This is a genomic window from Thalassotalea psychrophila, assembly GCF_031583595.1.
Taxonomy (GTDB): domain Bacteria; phylum Pseudomonadota; class Gammaproteobacteria; order Enterobacterales; family Alteromonadaceae; genus Thalassotalea_A; species Thalassotalea_A psychrophila.
On the sequence record NZ_CP134145.1, the window covers coordinates 4,590,748 to 4,610,452 of the forward strand.

Annotated in this window: 19 protein-coding genes; 11 read left to right on the plus strand and 8 right to left on the minus strand. The window is 39.3% G+C overall.

Features of this window, described 5'->3' with window-relative positions; genetic code table 11:
* Window positions 1-264 precede the first annotated feature (264 nt).
* From RGQ13_RS19200 to RGQ13_RS19215, 4 genes are all read left to right on the plus strand, one after another.
* Window positions 265-1,920, plus strand: a complete 1,656-nt coding sequence (locus RGQ13_RS19200) for an FAD-dependent oxidoreductase (RefSeq protein ID WP_405054145.1) — start codon at window positions 265-267, stop codon at window positions 1,918-1,920.
* A 157-nt stretch (window positions 1,921-2,077) separates the two neighbouring features.
* Window positions 2,078-3,052: a hypothetical protein gene (locus RGQ13_RS19205; protein WP_348391342.1), complete on the plus strand. Its 975-nt coding sequence runs from the start codon at window positions 2,078-2,080 to the stop codon at window positions 3,050-3,052.
* 9 nt (window positions 3,053-3,061) lie between these two features.
* Window positions 3,062-3,556: a flavin reductase family protein gene (locus RGQ13_RS19210; protein ID WP_348391343.1), complete on the plus strand. Its 495-nt coding sequence runs from the start codon at window positions 3,062-3,064 to the stop codon at window positions 3,554-3,556.
* A 111-nt stretch (window positions 3,557-3,667) separates the two neighbouring features.
* Entirely contained in the window at window positions 3,668-4,105 is a 438-nt protein-coding gene (locus tag RGQ13_RS19215; protein ID WP_348391344.1) for a DUF2141 domain-containing protein, read from the plus strand.
* A 168-nt stretch (window positions 4,106-4,273) separates the two neighbouring features.
* Here RGQ13_RS19215 and RGQ13_RS19220 read toward each other — a convergent pair whose 3' ends face one another.
* The 3 genes from RGQ13_RS19220 to RGQ13_RS19230 are packed head-to-tail and all read right to left on the minus strand — an operon-like array spanning window position 4,274 to window position 6,845.
* Complete coding sequence (locus RGQ13_RS19220) at window positions 4,274-5,197, minus strand: polysaccharide deacetylase family protein (protein WP_348391345.1); 924 nt, start codon at window positions 5,195-5,197, stop codon at window positions 4,274-4,276.
* Window positions 5,197-6,168, minus strand: a complete 972-nt coding sequence (locus RGQ13_RS19225; protein WP_348391346.1) for a polysaccharide deacetylase family protein — start codon at window positions 6,166-6,168, stop codon at window positions 5,197-5,199. Before RGQ13_RS19225 ends, RGQ13_RS19220 begins: the two co-directional genes overlap by 1 nt.
* 11 nt (window positions 6,169-6,179) lie before the next feature.
* Window positions 6,180-6,845, minus strand: coding sequence for an isochorismatase family protein (locus RGQ13_RS19230; protein WP_348391347.1), 666 nt, complete (start codon window positions 6,843-6,845; stop codon window positions 6,180-6,182).
* A 176-nt stretch (window positions 6,846-7,021) separates the two neighbouring features.
* Here RGQ13_RS19230 and RGQ13_RS19235 point away from each other — a divergent pair, with 176 nt between their 5' ends.
* The 4 genes from RGQ13_RS19235 to RGQ13_RS19250 all read left to right on the plus strand — a co-directional run bounded on the left by RGQ13_RS19235 (window position 7,022) and on the right by RGQ13_RS19250 (window position 10,979).
* The gene (locus RGQ13_RS19235; protein ID WP_348391348.1) at window positions 7,022-8,203 is read left to right on the plus strand and encodes an acyl-CoA dehydrogenase; all 1,182 of its coding nucleotides are present in this window, start codon (window positions 7,022-7,024) and stop codon (window positions 8,201-8,203) included.
* Between the two features lie 119 nt (window positions 8,204-8,322).
* Window positions 8,323-9,717, plus strand: coding sequence for a sodium/proline symporter (locus tag RGQ13_RS19240; RefSeq protein WP_348391349.1), 1,395 nt, complete (start codon window positions 8,323-8,325; stop codon window positions 9,715-9,717).
* Window positions 9,718-9,818: 101 nt separating this feature from the next.
* Window positions 9,819-10,577: a peptidylprolyl isomerase gene (locus RGQ13_RS19245; protein WP_348391350.1), complete on the plus strand. Its 759-nt coding sequence runs from the start codon at window positions 9,819-9,821 to the stop codon at window positions 10,575-10,577.
* A gap of 18 nt (window positions 10,578-10,595) precedes the next feature.
* Entirely contained in the window at window positions 10,596-10,979 is a 384-nt protein-coding gene (locus RGQ13_RS19250) for a hypothetical protein (RefSeq protein WP_348391351.1), read from the plus strand.
* 13 nt (window positions 10,980-10,992) lie between these two features.
* Here the strand turns inward: RGQ13_RS19250 and RGQ13_RS19255 are convergent, their stop codons facing one another.
* The gene (locus tag RGQ13_RS19255) at window positions 10,993-13,059 is read right to left on the minus strand and encodes a S9 family peptidase (RefSeq protein WP_348391352.1); all 2,067 of its coding nucleotides are present in this window, start codon (window positions 13,057-13,059) and stop codon (window positions 10,993-10,995) included.
* Between the two features lie 163 nt (window positions 13,060-13,222).
* Between RGQ13_RS19255 and RGQ13_RS19260 the strand changes: the two genes are divergently transcribed.
* Window positions 13,223-13,420 carry a hypothetical protein gene (locus RGQ13_RS19260; RefSeq protein WP_348391353.1) on the plus strand — a complete coding sequence of 66 codons (198 nt, stop codon included), beginning with the start codon at window positions 13,223-13,225 and terminating at the stop codon, window positions 13,418-13,420.
* A gap of 22 nt (window positions 13,421-13,442) precedes the next feature.
* On the opposite strand, the gene RGQ13_RS19265 is transcribed toward RGQ13_RS19260, so the two are convergent.
* A complete protein-coding gene (locus tag RGQ13_RS19265) occupies window positions 13,443-14,921 on the minus strand; it encodes a M20 family peptidase (protein ID WP_348391354.1) in 1,479 nt (492 codons plus the stop codon).
* 145 nt (window positions 14,922-15,066) lie between these two features.
* Here RGQ13_RS19265 and RGQ13_RS19270 point away from each other — a divergent pair, with 145 nt between their 5' ends.
* On the plus strand, window positions 15,067-16,359 hold the full coding sequence (locus RGQ13_RS19270) for a YdgA family protein (protein ID WP_348391355.1): 1,293 nt from the start codon (window positions 15,067-15,069) through the stop codon (window positions 16,357-16,359).
* A gap of 83 nt (window positions 16,360-16,442) precedes the next feature.
* Here RGQ13_RS19270 and RGQ13_RS19275 read toward each other — a convergent pair whose 3' ends face one another.
* The 3 genes from RGQ13_RS19275 to hppD are packed head-to-tail and all read right to left on the minus strand — an operon-like array spanning window position 16,443 to window position 19,117.
* Complete coding sequence (locus RGQ13_RS19275) at window positions 16,443-17,450, minus strand: fumarylacetoacetate hydrolase family protein (RefSeq protein ID WP_348391356.1); 1,008 nt, start codon at window positions 17,448-17,450, stop codon at window positions 16,443-16,445.
* Window positions 17,450-18,010: a VOC family protein gene (locus RGQ13_RS19280; protein ID WP_348391357.1), complete on the minus strand. Its 561-nt coding sequence runs from the start codon at window positions 18,008-18,010 to the stop codon at window positions 17,450-17,452. Before RGQ13_RS19280 ends, RGQ13_RS19275 begins: the two co-directional genes overlap by 1 nt.
* A 27-nt stretch (window positions 18,011-18,037) precedes the next feature.
* On the minus strand, window positions 18,038-19,117 hold the full coding sequence (gene hppD, locus RGQ13_RS19285; protein ID WP_348391358.1) for a 4-hydroxyphenylpyruvate dioxygenase: 1,080 nt from the start codon (window positions 19,115-19,117) through the stop codon (window positions 18,038-18,040).
* A 128-nt stretch (window positions 19,118-19,245) separates the two neighbouring features.
* Here hppD and RGQ13_RS19290 point away from each other — a divergent pair, with 128 nt between their 5' ends.
* Entirely contained in the window at window positions 19,246-19,692 is a 447-nt protein-coding gene (locus tag RGQ13_RS19290; protein ID WP_348391359.1) for a MarR family winged helix-turn-helix transcriptional regulator, read from the plus strand.
* The last annotated feature ends 13 nt before the right edge of the window (window positions 19,693-19,705 follow it).

Genomic DNA, 19,705 nt, shown 5'->3' on the forward strand with positions numbered 1-19,705 from the left:
AAACTTAGATGTAGATCAAAAATGGCAAGTACATTATCTTTCACCTAGTTTGTTTAACTAATGACAATCAGTATGCTTTAAATATAAAGGTATATCAATATAACATTTGTGATTTTTTTATGGTAATTTGTCATAAGTCAACTTTGCGTATAAACGCACTATGCAGCTTTACATTTTTCATTTATAACAAGAGCAATAGCAAAACTCGATATACACGGCGCCAAATTTTCCCGCCGTTTCTCAACAAAAATAGAGGTTTTCACAATGTCGCAGTACAAAGTATGGGAATGTCAGGTATGTGCCTGGATTTACGATGAAGCAAAAGGTTGGCCGGACGACGGCATAAAACCTGGCACTCGATGGGAAGATATTCCTAATGATTGGCTTTGTCCTGAATGTGGTGTTGGCAAAGATGACTTTGATATGGTGGCAATTTCAGACAGTGAAACCACGCCTGCTGCCGTTAGTTTAGAAAAAGCCGATGCTCATTTAGAAACACTTGAATACAGCATTTGGGAATGCCAAGTATGTTCATGGGTTTACGATGAATCGAAAGGCTGGCCAGATGATGGTATTGCACCAGGGACTGCATGGCAGGATATTCCTAAAAATTGGTTATGCCCTGAATGTGGTGTAGGTAAAGACGACTTTGATATGCTAGAAGTTAAGCGTGTACAGGTGCAAGTTCCAAACCCAGCAGAGGCAACTGAGACTGCGGATGCAATAGGCACAGACACCACTGAAGATAATCTCCAAGTTGACCAAAGTAAACCTGCCATTGTTATTATTGGTACAGGTTTAGCTGGTTATAACTTAGTGAAAGAAATTCGTAAAAACGACAACACAACGCCAATAAAGATGTTTACCAATGATGACGGTGCATTTTATTCAAAACCTCAGCTATCAACCGGTTTCGCAAAAAATAAATCTGCCCAAGAGTTAGTAAGCCAAACAGCTGAGCAAATGGCTGAACAGCTGCATGCCGAAATCCATATTTTTAGTCCTATAACGGCCATTAATAGCCAAGCCAAAACCATCACTTGCAGTAAAAATGGCGTGCATCATTATGGCAAATTAATTTTAGCGACAGGTGCAAGCTGCATTGAAGCACCATTAACTGGAAATGGTTTAAACCATGTTTATTCGGTTAATGATTTAATCGACTATGCGCGCTTTAGAACGATTGCTAAACATAAAAAGAAAGTACTTATTATTGGCGCTGGTTTAATTGGTTGTGAATATGCCAACGATTTACTGCAAACCGGTTTTGATGTTGAAGTAGTCGATCCTATGTCAACGGTATTGGCAAGTTTATTACCTGAAAAAGCATCTAAATCAGTTGAATCAGCATTAGCATTAGCTGGCGCTAAATTCCATTTCGGCACAATTATTGAGAAAATTGATACAGACGGCAGTGGCGTAAAGGCTACCTTGAAAAATGGTCAAACCATCTTTGCCGATATAGTCTTAAGTGCAATAGGCGTACGTCCAAACTTAGCCTTAGCAAATGCTGCCGCTGTCACAACCGAACGCGGTATTGTTACTAACCGACAATTGCAAACATCAAACAGCGATATCTTTGCCATTGGCGATTGTGCGCAAGTAGAAAATCATGTGTTGTTTTACATATCACCGCTAATGGCACAGATTAAAGCATTAGCTAAAACACTAACTGGAACAGCAACGACTGTAAGCTATAACGCGATGCCAGTCATGATTAAAACAACGTTATTCCCTGTAGTAGTTAACCCACCAGCACGAAATGCAGAAGGTACTTGGCATTATGAACAACAAAGTAATGACGGGGTGAAAGCGGTATTTAAAGATGCAAACAATCAAATACTTGGTTTCGCTTTAACAGGTGACCAAACTAGCGCACGCTCTGAGCTAGAGCAACATTGTCCTGCGATTATGCCTTAATTCAATCTACAAAGAGTAAACTTAATGGCCATTCTTTTGAGTGGCCTTTTGCTTTTTAGCATTTAAGTAGCACAACCTATTTGCCATAATGTTATAACCATAGTACATTTGATTCATAGTCAAACATTAAAACAAATTTAAATAAGAGTTAATCGAGATGTCAGAGAATAAACCAAGTAAATTTCAACAAGCAATTACCGGTGAGTGGCATGGTTTGCCATCAGTTTTCGATGCCGATGGTAGTCATACAGGATTTAATAAAGTTAATCGTTCTTCAGTTTTTGAAGGTGACAAAACCACATACTGGATGGAAACCAATTTTCAAAACTCTGGGCCATTACGCAACCGTTTCGATACTGCCGGTGCTAAATTTGAATTTGGCGTAATTGATAGCGATAAAGACCGTGTTTATTGTGGTCCTGATTTTATGGGATCGGGTAAGCCTTATGGTTTATTGGTAGACTCGAATTACTATTCACCAGGTTGGAATACCGATTTACGCACGGTTAATTTGATTTTGCCAGAGCATGGATTACAAGTTTACTCGTCACAGTTATTTGAAGCCGATACGCTGGTAGCAGTATTTAATGGTTTATATGTAGTAACTCAAGATCACGACACCAACCCTGAAACACAGAAATTTGTAGAAAACTTTTTAGAACAAGAACAATTAGATGCTAAAAAGCCATTCATTTTACCGGTTAAGACTTCGGGACAGTGGACTGGTACTCTTGATGTGCATGATGCATCACAAGAAAAAATAGGTACCACCGATGTGGTTATCGATTATACGCCAACATCACTGCGTAGCGCGACCGTAACCGTTACGATGACTGGCGCTATTGAACGTACCTTTAGTTATAAACGTTCACGTGTTGATAGTGTGCATAGCTTTGAAGGCCCAGATGTTTACGGTAATGGCCGCGCTTATGGCCGCTACTTATGGAGCACTCAACACTTTTATGGTGAAGCGTTTAAGTTAAAATCACGCGATACACTGATCGATGATAAATACAGCTTATGTTCGGTTTGGCAGTTCTATCAATCAAATAATGAACTATATACAACTTTTGGTGTGCTTGATTGGACTGAAGGTGAAAACGTGCTTGCCGCTCGTTATGTTAAAGATTAAGGAATTTATATGACTAAGCCAGGTATTGATCCAATACAGTTTCGAAATGCTTTAGGCAAGTTTCCTACCGGCGTTACCATAGTAACCACCAAATTTGGTGATGAACTAATTGGCATGACTATAAGTAGTTTTAACTCCGTGTCACTAGATCCGCCATTAATTTTATGGAGCATCGATAAGGGTGCTCGGTCATTACCTGCTTTTAAAGAAGCAAATCACTTTGCCGTGCATGTGTTAAGCGAAGAACAGCAAGATTTATCGAACCTATTTGCTCGTCAAGGCGCAGATAAATTTGCTAATGTTGAGCTAGAAACAGGTATTGCCGATGTGCCAATGCTTAGTGAATACTGTGCTCGTTTTCAATGCCAAGTTGAACATCAATACGAAGGCGGTGATCATGTAATTATAGTTGGTCGAGTGCTCGATTTTGACGCTCATGATGGCAAAGATCCATTGGTCTTCCATTCTGGTCGATACGCTCAAATTAGCAAATCGGCCGTATAATGACTAATAGCAGCTAAAAGAAAAGGGACCTGTTGGTAACAACAAGTCCCTTTTTTATTTAAACTAATTTGTACTAAACTGACTAAATAAAGTCTTAATTGGAGCATCTAGATGAAAATAGCCTTTGCCTGTTTATTAACACTGACAAGCACATTCAGTACTTTGGCCGCAACTCTAACCGTTGAGGTTCACGATATTAAGTCGACCAAAGGTGATATCGTTGTTACCGTATATAATAGCTCAAAAACCTGGTTGGAAGACGGCAAAAAAAATATTGTTAAGCAGCATGTTGTTAACTTAAAAGATAAGGTTATCGAAGGTGTTTTAATAACCCAAATAGAGCTACCAGAAGGCGAATATGCATTGCAAATTTACCAAGATTGGGACCAAAATAAAGAGATGGACTCTAATTGGATAGGTATGCCCAAAGAGCCTGTTGCCACTTCAAATAATGCCAAAGGTTCGATGGGGCCGCCAAGTTATAAGGATGCTAAATTCACGCTTTCAGAATCTGGTACAACGCAAATTGTCAATATTGTAGATATTTAGTTTTATTAAATAGCGCCAATATTTAGAAAAAGTGCACCGTCATCCCACCGTGCTTTTGGGTGGGACCTCCTCCAGTTTCAAGGTGGCTCTGAACAGCAACTTTATGCCAAATTCAACCACCTCATAATTCGTAAAAGCCGCAAAGTAGATAAAAGACCGGCCTCTTCTTTATTGTTGCTTGCTAAAACAATCAAGAATTTCACTGGCATGAGCAAACCAAACATCATCTCTACTGGCAAAATATTCTAATACTTGTTCCAACTTCGCAATACGGTGCGGTTGACCTAATAACCAAGGATGAATTTGTAATGCTAAAATTCTCCCTCCTTGGGTATTAGCTTCATCGGCTAGCATCTGTGTTGCATCGATAATTTGCTCGGCATAGCTTTGTTCACTATGCAGGTTATTCATCAGCACAAATTGATCGCTAAGTTCTGTCGACAAAGGCATTGACCACATATCACCGTTATCTGTTTTAAACACATAAGGCATATCATCATTTACCCAGTCACAATGAAATTCAATACCGTTTTGTTTTAATAACTCCGGTGTGTTGTCACTTTGGTTTTTTGCAGGACTTAACCAACCACGAATAGGTTGACCGCTAAGCTCACGTAACCGATTCACGCTTTCACTAACCAGCTTGGCTTCTTCATCAATGTTTTGTCCACCGAAATGCAGACTATCCATATTCCAGCCATGACAGATTATTTCATCGCCGCGCTTGTTAATTACATCGAGCAAGTATGGGTTTTGCTCGGCAAGCTCGGTGTTCATTGCAAATGTTGCTTTTATTCCATATTTATCGAACGCTTTTAAAAACCGATATAGACCAACACGATTACCATAATCTCGTAAACTAAAGTGGCGTAAATCAGGATACGGCATGGTCATACCGCCAGGTACTTTAAATGGAATGCCTTTTTGATCTAACGGGTATTGTTGCAAACCAACATTAACCCACACCGCCAGCTTTTTACCTTGTGGCCAATTGACCGGTTTTCGCTGAGCCAACATGCTCCAATCATAGCGCTGATGGTCCATGCCATAGCTGCGCTCACTATATTCTAAATAACTGTTATCTAATGCCATTATTTAGACTCCTCAGCTGGTTTACCGGCAAATGGATTAAGTACTCTTTTTTCAATATCGGCTTGCATCATGTCGAAATAATTATCACGGTAGTATTCGGCTATTTCACGGCCCGTTGCCACCCATACGTCATCATGCGAAGTGATGTAATCGAGTGCTTCTTCGAATGCTTTTAAGCGATGTGGACAACTCACTTGATAGTTATGAGTTGGTATACACATTACTGTGCCCGACTCTTCACCCTCTTGGTATAAACGGTCGAAGTTATCTTTAAGCATTTGCCCATATCGGCGTGGTTCAATTTTATTAACCACAAAAGCGATGGTATCGTTCATTTCTAATGAATAAGGAATTGACACAAATTGTTTACCACTGCGGGTATGAATATTGGTTGGCTGGTCATCATGAAATAAATCGCAAGTGTATATGCCGCCATCATTGCCAAATAGTTCACTGCCAACTTCGGCAAATAAATCAATGGTGTTATCTGAATGTGAAAGCGCCGGCGCCAGATAACCGGCACATTTTTGCCCGGTACTCCGATAAATGCTTTCCATCGAATCTTTGATCATGTCACGTTCTTGCTGCTCGCTCATGCCGTAGGTATAACGGGTATTATAAATGCCATGACTGAAGAACTCCCAATCACGTTCCTTAGACATTTGAATGATCTCAGGATGATGATCGCACAATGCCGTAGACAATGAAATTGAACCACGAATACCATATTTCTCCAGCAACTCCATTTGACGGATATGCCCTACTCGATTGCCATAATCGCGAATACTGTAACCCGGCACCGCAGGGTTAGGTTGTGGCCATGCTGCGCGATGTGGATTTTTAGGAGGATTAAGTTCATAGAACTCAATATTAGGAGCTACCCAAAATGCAACTTTTGCACCACCTGGCCAGGTTATTTTTGGCCTGTTTTCATAAGGCCAGTAATCGTAATATTCTGGATTTGCTTTCATGCTTATTTACCCTATGATTTCTCAGCTAGCCAAGTTTTCACGTCGGCAACATCTTCAACATCGGCATACTTCAATAGTAAATCAGTAAGATTGGCGTAATGGTAACTTTCGTGTTTATCGGCAACACATTCTTCTGGCACGATAGTACGGTAACCACGAGATAAGCTATCCACTGCAGTTGCTCTGATACAGCCTGATGTTGAACCGCCAGTCAGAATTACCGTATCAACTTGATGCCAAACGAGTAATGATTGTAATTGCGTTTCAAAAAATGCTGATGGCATTTTCTTTAAATAAATTGCATCTTTAACTTTATCGATTTCTAATCGGTCATCAAATTCACTACGGCGTGAATCAAATTTAATATTTTGCAATGAGTCTTCAGTATTTGTACGTGTGCCCCAAATACCTGCATCTGACGCATCATCCATATAGGCAACATGCGTCCACACTACTGGCCAGCCTAGTTTTCTAAATTCTTTTGCTAACTCATTAACATAATCCATTTGTTTAGGATCTGTTTCGTAAGCCGTCTTAAATTCGCCTACGCAGGTATATGCTTTTTGTGGATCGATATTTACTAATACTGCTTTTTTACCAAAGCCAAATTTTTTTCTGCTAGGATTAGCTTTAATTTCTAAATATATTTCTTTTGCTGTTTTAGTTGTTGTTTCCATAAAGATCTCATCTTAAAAGGCAAATTTGATATTTGACATATTGTTATAACATTTGAGTTGTTATGCTTTCAATCATTATTATTGACACATTCAAACAAGGCAATTACAAGTAAGATTTACAATAGACATATGTCAATTACTGTAAAATTAACTTGAATGCCAACAGGAGAGTATACGTGAGCGCAGTAACATCTAACTGGGAAGATATTTTATTACTTAACGATCAGCTGTCAGAAGATGAACGCATGATCCGTGATATGGCCCGTGATTTTTGTCAGGAGCAACTTCAACCAGGCATTTTAATGGCCAACCGCCATGAAAAGTTTGATCCAAACATAATGCGTCAATTTGGCGAGTTAGGACTTCTTGGTGCCACTATTGATGGCTATGGTTGTTCTGGCGTGTCATATGTTTCTTATGGTTTAGTTGCCCGTGAAGTTGAACGTGTAGATAGTGGTTACCGCAGTGCCATGAGTGTGCAATCGTCTCTTGTAATGCATCCCATCAATACTTGGGGTAGCGAAGCTCAAAAAGAAAAGTATTTACCAAAACTTGCTACAGGTGAGTGGATTGGTTGCTTTGGTTTAACCGAACCAGATGCAGGCTCTGATCCAGCGGGCATGAAAACTCGAGCTAAAAAAGTACCCGGGGGTTATCAGTTAACGGGTAGCAAAATGTGGATCACTAACTCCCCTATTGCTGATGTATTTGTGGTTTGGGCAAAAAGTGCTGCACACGATAACCAAATTTGTGGCTTCGTTTTAGAAAAAGGTATGCAAGGGTTATCTGCACCAAAAATTGAAGGCAAAATGTCGTTACGTGCATCCATTACAGGTGAAATAGTAATGGACAACGTGTTTGTACCAGAAGAGAACATGTTTCCAGACGTTCGCGGCTTGAAAGGTCCATTTAGTTGTTTAAACATGGCTCGTTACGGTATTTCATGGGGTGCTATGGGTGCGGCTGAAGATTGTTGGCATCGAGCCCGTCAGTACGGTTTAGACCGCATTCAATTTGGTAAGCCATTGGCGCAAACACAACTGTTTCAAAAGAAATTTGCCGATATGCAAACTGAAATTACGTTAGGTTTACAAGCGTCATTGCGCGTAGGTCGACTAATCGATGAGAAGCGCTTTGAACCTGCGATGATTTCACTAGTAAAACGCAATAACTGTGGAAAATCACTAGATATCGCCCGCATGGCACGTGACATGCACGGCGGCAATGGTATTGCCGATGAATTTCATGTAATTCGTCATATGATTAACCTTGAAACGGTAAATACCTACGAAGGTACTCATGATGTACATGCGTTAATTCTTGGTCGTGCACAAACGGGCTTACAAGCGTTTTATTAGTAAACAAAAGGGGCCTGAGATTGTTCAGTCCCCTTATTCATTCTTACATAGTGATGAAATTTGAAAAAGATACTGTTACTGTGTAGAAAAATATCTAAATAACAATAATAAAAAGCATCATGGATTATACAACAACCGTTCTCATTACCCTTGTCATCTACAAAATCATCCTTGTCGGCATAGGGTTTTATGCCAACCAAAAGACTAGCTCTACCGAAGATTACTTTATTGGTGGTCGTGGACTTGGACCTTGGGTTGCAGCTATTAGTTCTGCCGCGTCAGCATCTTCAGCTTGGACATTACTTGGTATGAGTGGTGCCGCCTATGCAATGGGTTTGTCTGCCATTTGGATAGTACCAGCAGTTGTTGGTGGTTACATGTTTAATTGGATATGGCTTGCACCAAAACTGCAAAAGAAAGCGGCGGCTGAGCAGTCAGTAACATTATCTGAATTATTAGCAAATGGCAGTGGCAAACTTACCCGCCCAATTCTATGGCTTTGCTCTGTCTGTATCGTGTTTGCATTTACATTTTATATTGCCGCACAATTTCAAGCTGCAGGTACAACGTTTGCTAGTACCTTTGATTTCTCAATGGCAGGCAGCATAGTGATGGGCACTACCATTATCTTAATTTATACCTTACTAGGTGGTTTTTGGGCGGTAAGTATTACCGATACCTTACAAGGTTTGTTGATGGCGTTAGCGGGTTTAGTGTTACCTATTGCAGCCTTACTTGCCATTGGCGGCCCAACTGAATTATGGCAGCAAATGCATAATGTTTTCAGCACAACACAGATGTCTATCACTGGTGAACATAGTGGTTTGGTTGGTATTGCTTTTATCTTTGGTCTACTTGGCATCGGTTTAGGTAACCCTGGACAACCGCATGTAGTAAATAGAATGATGGCATTACGTGATGAAAAGTCAGTACAACAAGCTAAATTCATTGCTGTCGGTTGGTCTGCTATTGTGATCACCGGCATGCTGATTGTTGGCTGGTGTGCAAAAGTATTGATAGACCCAGTAGCAAACAGTGAACAAGCTTTACTAGACGTTACTAATTTACTGTTTCCGCCGGTGATTGCCGGAGTCATTATAGCCGCGATTTTATCCGCTATTATGTCTACTGCTGATAGCCAATTATTGGTATCTGCGTCGGCTATTTCTTACGATATTAGCAAGAATAAGAACAATAAAAACAGCTTGTTATATTCACGCTTAACCGTAGTAATTATGTGCGTGATATCTATGCTTATAGCTTTATATGCACCAGATGATATTTTCTCAAGAGTGCTATTTGCCTGGAATGCTTTGGGGGCGGCTTTTGGTCCTTTGTTGATAGTAAAAGTTATCAGCAAATCGGTAGATGGTAAGTACGCTTTTGCTGCAATTTTTACGGGCTTTGCTCTGTCGGTAATACTGAGTTTATTTCCTTCGGCTCCAGGAGATTATTTAGAACGAATAATTCCATTCGCTTTAGCATTCATCATTGCTTGGTTAGGTAGAAGATAGAAAGATTACACTGCAAATTAAGGGGCAAATTAAAGGTGCTGCCCCTTGCTTTAAGATGGATATAGTTTAAGCTGCAATTTCATTTAATTTAAGTAGTAGAGATGATGAATAAAACTAACCTTTCCTTATTTACCTTTTTGTTTGCTGGCATTATAGCGTTAAGCACACCAGCACAAGCAACAGTAGTGTTATTTGATACCAACATGGGTCAAATTGAAGTCAATCTTTTAGATGAACATACCCCAGAAACTGTTAATAACTTTATCCGTTATATTGAAACTGGTTCATATCAGAATTCGATTATTCATCGTTCTATGACTAATTTTATTATTCAAGGTGGTGGTTTTAACTATAACATTGAGACCGGAAACGTTGTTGATGAACAAAAATTCACATCAGTAGAGAACGAACCTGTATTTTCGAATGTGCGCGGTACAATTGCTATGGCAAAACAATCGAATGATCCAAATAGTGCGACTAATCAATGGTTTTTTAATACACAAAACAATAGTGCTAATTTAGATAATCAAAATGATGGTTTTACCGTATTTGGTGTGGTTACCTTAGGCATGGACATTGTTGATCAAATTAATGAGCTGCCTCAATATGAGATACTAGGTTTGCCGGCTTTTACAGATACGCCATTACAAACAGCACCTGCAGGCGATGGTATAACTGAAGAGCATTATGTATTAGTTGAATCTATTACTATCACCAACGCTAACCAAGATACTCAGCCAGATTTACCACCAGAATCTACCGCCAAAAAAGACGATCAAGACGACTCATCTGGCGGTGGTTCACTATTTTGGATATTGAGCATTTTAGGTTTTGGCTTGTTACGCCGAGCTGCTAAATAACTTTATAGCAAGTATTCTATGAAACTTAGAGTTTTTATTTTTAAAGCGCCTTTTCGGGTTATTAGAATTCAAAGAAGGCGTAGCGTTTATCGTTTTAAACGACAAATGCTAATACTTAAAATAGCTCTTAGCCAAGAAAAAGCTGAAACTAAAGAAATGTTGTCGATATACAAAAAGTATACTCGTCGACAAGCAACAGCAGATGAAATGCAAGTGGCCAACAAGCAGTTTATAGACTTGCTTAAAGGTTTAGGGCTTGGTGTTTTTGCCGTGTTGCCCTTTGCTCCAATTACTATTCCAGTAATGATAAAGCTAAGCCGCTTGGTTGGTGTTGAAATATTGCCAAGTTCATTCAGTGAAGACCACAAAAACAAACAACAAAGCAAAAAAAAGGACGCTTAGCGTCCTTTACATTTTATTGGTATTTGATTTCTTTAGCTCGATATTTTTCAAACCAAGCCATAATATTACCAACTTTCTGAATTAAGTTACTCGGTCTTCTAGCTATACCATGACCAGACTTTTTAATTTTCACCATTGCCGAGTCTACTTTTTGTAATTGTAGCGCTTGGTAGTATTGCTCGGTTTCACTCATGGGTGTGCGATAATCAAATTCACCAGTTAATAACATAGTTGGTGTTTTAACATTACCTACCAATGATAGTGGCGAACGCTCCCATAAATGTCCGGCATTGTCCCAAGGCATCCCTGGCATCCAATATTGAGTGAAATAACTATAACCATCGGCGGTTAAACTAAAACTCATCCAGTTAATTACTGGCTTAGCCACCACGGCAGCTTTAAAACGATTCGTTTTACCAATTATCCACGCTGTTAACGTACCACCACCAGAACCACCAGTTACAAACAACTGCTCTTGATCAACATACCCTTCTTCAATAACTCCATCGACTACATCCATTAAATCGTTGTAGTCATTAGATGGGTAGTTATGATGAATTAAGTTCGCAAAATCTTCACCGTAAGATGTGCTACCGCGAGGGTTAGCCCAAACAACCACATAACCCTGGGCAGCCATTAATTGAATTTCCATGGCAAAATTAGGCCCATATGCAGCATGCGGACCACCATGAATTTCAAGAATAAGCGGGTATTTTTTTGCCGGATCAAAATTGGGTGGTAAGGCAACCCAGGCTTCAATTGATTTTTCATCTAGTGAGGAGATAACAGTTAAACTTCTAACTTTTGCCATGATTTTATGGGCAAATATATCTTCATTTAACGCCGTTAACTTTTTCACCTCTCCTTTGGTATTAACAACCGCCAAATCGGCTGGTCGATTTGGGTTCCCTTGGGTAAATACTACTCTACCATCTCCTACCACTTTATAATCACCAGAAGTATATGGACGACCTAACGATTGGCCGCCAAGTTTAGTTTTCATTTTTGTTAACTTGCCAGCTAAATCAACATAGCCAAGTTGTTGTTGACCATGATCAGCAAATGCGAAATATAAGCCTTTACTGTCACTACTCCATTGAATATTAGCAACTGAACGGTCAAGCGTAGGGGTAAGATCTTTACTATTTTTACCATCGATAGACATCACATTTAAATGTAAATTCTGGCTGCTTAATTTTTTATCTTCAAATCCTAAATAAGCGATATGTTTACCGTTTGGGCTAATTAAAGGTCGAGCATCTGGCCCTTGTCGATTGGTAAGTTGGGTGAAGGTGCCGTCTGTAACATTAACTGCATATACATCAGTTTCTCTTGGCCTTAATTGCCAATTATCATGTCTGTCCGCATCAATGATAAGTTGCTTACCATCTTTGCTCCAATTAATAGGTCCGTTGTGGTGGAAATTTCCTGAGCTAATTTGTCTTGGACTACCGCCATCACTTGGTACGATATAAATATGGCTGAATCCAGGTTCAACATAGCCACCGCCATCTTCGCGATAGTTGGTGGTATCTATATAGGTTGCAGTACCCGCCCATTTAGCCCCTTTAGGTTTTTTAGGCATGTCTTTAAATAACGAGCTGCCTTTACTTGGGCTGAACATTGAAAAGGCAATTTGTGTACCATCGGGTGACCATGAAATAGAGCTAGGGGAATTTTGTAAATTAGTCACTCTTGCTGTTTGGCCAGTATCTAACCAACGAACATATAATTGGTTCGAACCATCAAAAGCCGAAGTATATGCTAAGCGCTTGCCATCAGGTGAAAATGTAGGAGAGCGAAAGCTCTCTTTACCTGAAAGCAATGGCCGATGATTACTACCGTCTAAATTTACTTGCCATAAACTACTGCGAGTTTTATCACCCATGATATCCATGGAACGACGTTCATATATTACTGTTTTTTTATTGGGATGAACTTGTGGCGACGCTGCATATTCCAATTCAAATACATCGTTATAATCAACAACATCTGCGGCGCTTACACTAGCTGAAATTACTAAACCAACTAACATTAATAAATTATTTTGCAATGATTTATTACTAAATTTCCATTTCATAACACAACCTTATCATCATTTAAATCAAACACTTAATTATATTAAAAAGCGCTTTTATAAACTTACTTTAGCTTATAGAAAAGCATTAGTACATAAACTACCGTGACATTAGCTTACGCATTAAATATGCTGATGTTAACAAAGCTATACAAAAGAGATTTTAATGAAATTAATCATGCGCAGTGAGTTCGATAATTTACGCTTAAATAATAAACACAGCTTTGAGGTTGATAACAATACCGATAAACAAGTGGTGAAAATTTATTGCGCTGAAATATTAATTGCCAAAAGGATCACGCAAAAAAAATCGATTCGTTATTTTGGCATCAAAGGCTACAAAGATTACCTAACCGAAGAGTAATCATTGTAACCTTTAATATAAATTACTTAGGCGCTTCGTTATCAAATGCTGATTTTCGCAACAGCTCATGAAAATATTGAATACTCATCACATAGTTTTCAATACTGATATGTTCATCGATACCATGTACAATTTTCATTGTTTTTGGGTTAACTCGCATCATCAAAAAACGATAAACAGAATCGGTTAATGGATAAAAATATTTAGAATCTGTACCGCCCATCACTAGATATGGAGCAACCAGAGCATCGTTAGCAAATTCACGTATGGTTTGTGAAATCAATTTATAGCCGAGAGTGTCAGTACTTGATACTTTTGACGGATTATTTGCCATAAATACTTCATAACTGATCCGGTCATCATTAATTACTGATTTCACATACTCCAATACTGTGTCGGTTGTTTCTCCAGGTAAAATTCTAAAGTTAACCACCGCGCTCGCTTTAGTTGGCAGTATATTTGATTTGCTACTGCCTTTAAGCATTGTTACTGCTGTAGTGGTGCGAACACCTGCTGCTGTTCTCTGTTCGCTTAACATTTGGTCAATGATCAATGGTTCAGTTAGCCACTGGTTTGCCATTGCAAAACGTGTTGCTAAGTCAGAATGACTACCAACTGCATCAAAGGTGATATTGGTATACTTTACTGTTGCTGGAAACTTATTTTGTTCAAGCTTTACTATCGCTTGCGCCAAAATCCCTGGACCGGTATTTTCAGGCGGCATCGATGAATGCCCGCCGGGTCTTTCAGCAATTAAGCGAATGTTCATAAAACCTTTCTCAGCAATGCCGATAATTGCAAGTGGTTGCTCAACAATGCTTATCATATCTTCTGTAATCAAGCCGCCTTCATCGAGCACAAACTCAAAGCTTACACCTTGTTGCTGAAAATATTCGGCTACTTTTTTGGCCCCTTGGCTACCGCCAATTTCTTCATCATGACCAAAGGCAAAATAAAGGGTTCGTTTAGGTGGCACACCTTGCTTTAGCGTTAATTCCATGGCTTCCATTAAAGCCATCACAGTTGATTTATCATCAATTGCGCCACGCCCCCAAATTTTGCCATCCGCAATAGTTCCTGAAAAAGGCGCATGTGTCCATTTATCTAAAGTATCTTGATCGGCTGGTACAACATCCATATGGCCCATATATAAAATGGGTTTTAAACTGCTATCTGTACCTTCAAACTTATAAACAAGACTATAATTATTGATAACCTGTTTACTTGCAAAGCTGTGCACCGCAGGAAAACTGGCAATTAAATGTTGATGGAAAGCTAAGAATGGCTCTGGTGTTACAGGTGCAGGATAATCTTTGGAAACAGTAGCAATTTGAATAGCTTTGGAAAATGTAGCTACAGCTTTTTCAACATCAACCGCAACTTTTTGGGTTTCATTAGTGGGATAATATTGGGTATCAACATATAAGGTATTGGCTCTGTACAAGCCAACAAGGACTATAACGACAGTTATTCCTACAATAATTTTTAATAGGGTTTTCATTATTATTCTCAGTTACTTTATAGAACTGTAATTTACACTATCACAACCAATTAGGATCACAAAAATAGCTTACCAATATTAAAATAATTGCTATGATGGTTGCTGGAAACTAATAACAATAAAAAATTTTAAAGGAATAGTTACATTGAAAAAGAGATTAATTGCCACCGCTGTAGTTTCAGGGTTATTGGTTGCGCCATACTTTGCAGGAAAGCTGGCTCAAACTGAAATGGAAAACATGCTTGCAAAAATGCAAAACCTGCCAAATGCGACGGTGAGCATTGAAAATTATCATCGTGGTTGGTTTAGCTCTACTGCAGATATAGTGGCCACGATTTCACAAGACCTCCCCGAGCAAGTTGAACCGCTACAAATTACCCTAACCTCTAAACAGATCTTACAGCATGGCCCAATTTTGTGGCAATCAAATGGTCTAGGTTTTGGTTTAGTCGATATCGATTACAATTTTGACATCGCTCACAACCAAAATGATACCTTAGAATTTAATCATACATTTAGTAAAGATAAGCTAGATAGTTATGTTCGCATTGGCTTTACTGGCACGATGACATCTTCAATGAATTTACAAGCATTTCAAGTATCAACTGAACAAGGTACTTTTGATATTCATGCGATGAACATTGATTCATCTATGACTAAAGATGGTCAATTGCAATTTTCAGGTGATTGGCAAGGGCTAGATTTCAGTGAATTTGATGATAAAGTTTTATCCATTGGAAAAATGCAATTTTCAGCTGACCAACAAGTAGTAAGAGGTGACTTACTGAGTTATAACGCTCTTACGGTTGGCGATTCTAACTTCACTCTTGCTAGTCTTGATATTTTAGGGCCGATTGAGTCTGAAAAAATCAGCATGAAAGACCTCAACGTAATATCTACTAGCCATGAAAAAGATGGTTTAATGTACGCAGATGCGGATATAACCGTAGCCAACATTAATGCTGTTGGACAAGAGTTTAAAGATTTCTCTTATTTAGTAAGCTTCAACAAATTAGATTTAGATGTTTATCAAGAATTTCAAAATGTATTGGTAAGTAACAATGCTCAGCAAGATCCAAATCATATGATCATGCAAATCCAGGCCTTACTGCCGAAACTGCTAGCCGCGGGCCCAGAGCTTAAAATTAAAAAACTAGGCATGCAAACCGAGCAAGGTGAAATTGCTAGCCAATTGAATATTGAATTTGATCAAGACTTGCTTGATGCCAATAATCCGATGACCATAATTATGGCATTAAAGGCAGACGCTAATGGCAAAGCTCCTGTGGAGTTTTTCAATGCAATTGGTATGCAGCAGAATATTGAGGCTTTGATTATGCAAAACATGCTAGTAGCTGATGAAGCTGAAGTGAAATTTGATTTTACTTTTGCTAATGGCCAAGCGCTAATAAATGGCATGCCAATTCCTTTAGGCTGATAAATTTTCCCTGTGCAAAAAAAAGGCCGGATGATTTTAATATCATCCGGCCTTTTAAATTAGTTTCAGCTAATTTTTAAAGCTTATGCTTGTACTACATCTTGGTTAATCTGACCGAAGATAGACTGACCATTTGCATCAAACATTTCAATTTGAATGTTGTCACCAAAGCTCATAAATGGCGTGCTTGGCTGACCATTTTCAATAGTTTCAATCATACGGATTTCAGCGATACAACTGTAACCTACACCGCCTTCAGCGACTGGTTTTCCTGGGCCGTCATTTAACTTGTTAGAAACTGTACCAGAACCAATAACTGTGCCTGATGCTAACGGACGAGTTTTAGCTGCATGAGCGATTAACTGACCAAAGTGGAAAGTCATATCAACGCCAGCTTCTGGCTTACCAAATAGTGAATTATTGTACTTTGAGCATAACGGTAGGTGTAACTTACCACCTTGCCATGCATCCCCTAGTTCACTCGGAGTTACACAAACCGGGCTAAATGCACTTGAAGGTTTAGATTGGAAAAAACCAAAACCTTTGGCTAATTCGCCAGGAATTAAACCACGTAACGATACATCGTTAACGATCATCACTAAGTTGATGTAGTTAAGTGCATCTTCAGGGCTAACGCCCATAGGAACATCGCCAGTAATTACCGCAACTTCTGCTTCAAAATCGATACCAAAACCTTCAGTTTGTGGCATTAAAATAGGAGAGCGTGGTGCTAAGAACGTATCTGAACCGCCTTGATACATTAATGGATCAGTCCAAAACGTTGCTGGCATTTCAGCGTTACGTGCTTTACGTACTAACTCTACGTGATTAACATAGGCGCTACCATCGGCCCATTGATATGCTCGTGGAAGTGGTGAATGACATGCGGTTTGGTCAAACTCAACACCTGCAACTTCACCTGCCTCTAATGCAGCAAAACGTGCTTCTAATTGTGCTTCAACAGTTGCCCAATCATCTAATGCCGCTTGCATTGTTGGGGCAATATCAGTTGCACTTACCATTTTAGTAAGTGCCGTATTTACTACATAAAGTTGGCCATCGCGACCTGATTTAATACTTGCTAATTTCATTATTTATCACCTAGAAAACTTTTTTCATCAAAGTCAGCGTCACTATGCAACCAGGCTGCATGATTTGGCGCTTTTTTAGTTATTGCCCATTCATCTAACATGGCAGGTGCAACACGCTTTAATTCTTCCATCATACCTGGCTTTGCCGTTTGTGCAGCAAGCTCCATACGATGGCCATTTGGATCAAAGAAGTAAATTGATTTAAAGATAGTATGGTTAACTGGACCTAATACATCAATACCAGCGTCTTCAAGTTTAGTTTTAGTCGCTAATAACTCATCCATAGATTCTACTTCAAAAGCAATATGTTGTACCCATTCAGGGGTATTAATGTCACGACCCATTTTTGGCGAATTTGGTAATTCGAAAAACGCTAAAACATTGCCCTGACCTGCATCTAAAAATACATGCATGTATGGATCTGGAGCTTTAGTCGATGGCACTTCATTTTCAGCAATTGCTAATTGAAATTCCATGCCCAATAAGTCGCGATAGAATTCTACCGTTTCTTTAGCGTCATTGCAGCGATATGCTACATGATGAATACGTTTAATCGCCATAAATACCTCCTAGTCTTCAACCGCTTCTTATGCGTCTTTGTTACCAATAACACCACGTTCAACTTGATCACGTTCGATAGACTCGAATAACGCTTTAAAGTTACCTTCACCAAAACCCTCATCACCTTTACGTTGAATAAATTCAAAGAATACTGGACCTAGTAATGTGTCAGAGAATATTTGTAATAATAATCGAGGGTTTTCACCTTCTGTAGAACCATCTAATAAAATTCCACGTGATTGCAACTGCTCAGTCTGCTCGCCGTGACCAGGAAGACGACCTTCCAACATGTCATAGTAGGTAGAAGGAGGTGCTTTCATAAACTTGATACCTTGGGCTTTTAATCTATCCCAACAAGCAACTATATCATCACAAGCAAAAGCAATATGTTGAATACCTTCACCGTTGTACTTCATTAAGTACTCTTCAATTTGACCGCCGCCGCCAGCTTCTTCGTTTAAAGGAATACGAATTTTACCATCTGGTGCTGTCATCGCTTTTGATGTTAAACCAGTATATTCGCCTTTAATGTCGAAGAAACGGATTTCACGGAAGTTGAATAAGTTTTCGTAGTATTCAGCCCAGTAAGCCATACGGCCACGGTAAACGTTATGAGTTAAATGATCTAACGTATGGAAACCACAGCCTTCAGGGTGACGATCTGCACCTTCAATCCAATCGAAATCGATATCATAAATAGTGTTCGTACCTTCATAACGGTCGATTAGGTAAACAGTAGCACCACCGATACCTTTAATTGCAGGAAGACGAAGTTCCATAGGACCGGTTTCAATAAGAACAGGTTGTGCGCCTTTTTCAAGAGCACGTTTGTATGCTGCTTGTGCGTCTTTAACGCGAAAAGCCATACCACAAGCTGAAGAACCATGTTCTTGCGCGTAATAATCTGCATGACTATTTTTTTCATAGTTAGCAATAAAGTTGATGTCACCTTGTCGCCATAACGTCACATCTTTTGATTTGTGGTTAGCAACATGTGAGAAGCCCATGCTTGCAAATACAGGTTCTAAAATGCCTTTTTCTAGTGCGGTAAATTCTACGAATTCAAAGCCATCTAGGCCCATTGGGTTTTCAAATAAATCAGTCATGTTCTCTCCACTATTCTGAGCACTATTTATGTTGTTCGTGCGCTCTTATCTTAGTTATATGTTATGATTAGTTACAGATGAAACTATTTTAGTTGCATCTGTAACTAATTACAATCAAGGCACGTGTTATGACCACAGCAAATGATGGCACTTTATCTTTACAACAATTTCTACCATATCGCTTGTCTGCTTTGGCCAACCGTATTTCACAATCGTTAGCAGTTAAATATAGCAAACAATATGGAATTAGCGTGCAGGAGTGGCGCATTTTAGCTGTGCTCGGTGAGGAAACTAAACTTTCCGCTGTTGCCATAACAAATCGTATCGCCATGGACAAGGTTGCCGTGTCGAGAGCGGTAAAAAGGTTGATAGAAAAAGACTTAGTGGTCAAAGACTTAGACAGTAAAGATCAACGAAGCCATGAATTAACTCTGACGACAAATGGCTTAGAGATGTACCAGCAGTTGGTGCCTATTGCGCTTGAACATGAAGAACAAGTAACAGATACACTGACTACAAAAGAAAAAGAAAGCCTACTTAAGCTGTTGAGTAAGCTGGATAATGCGCCGCTGTAACAGACATTACACC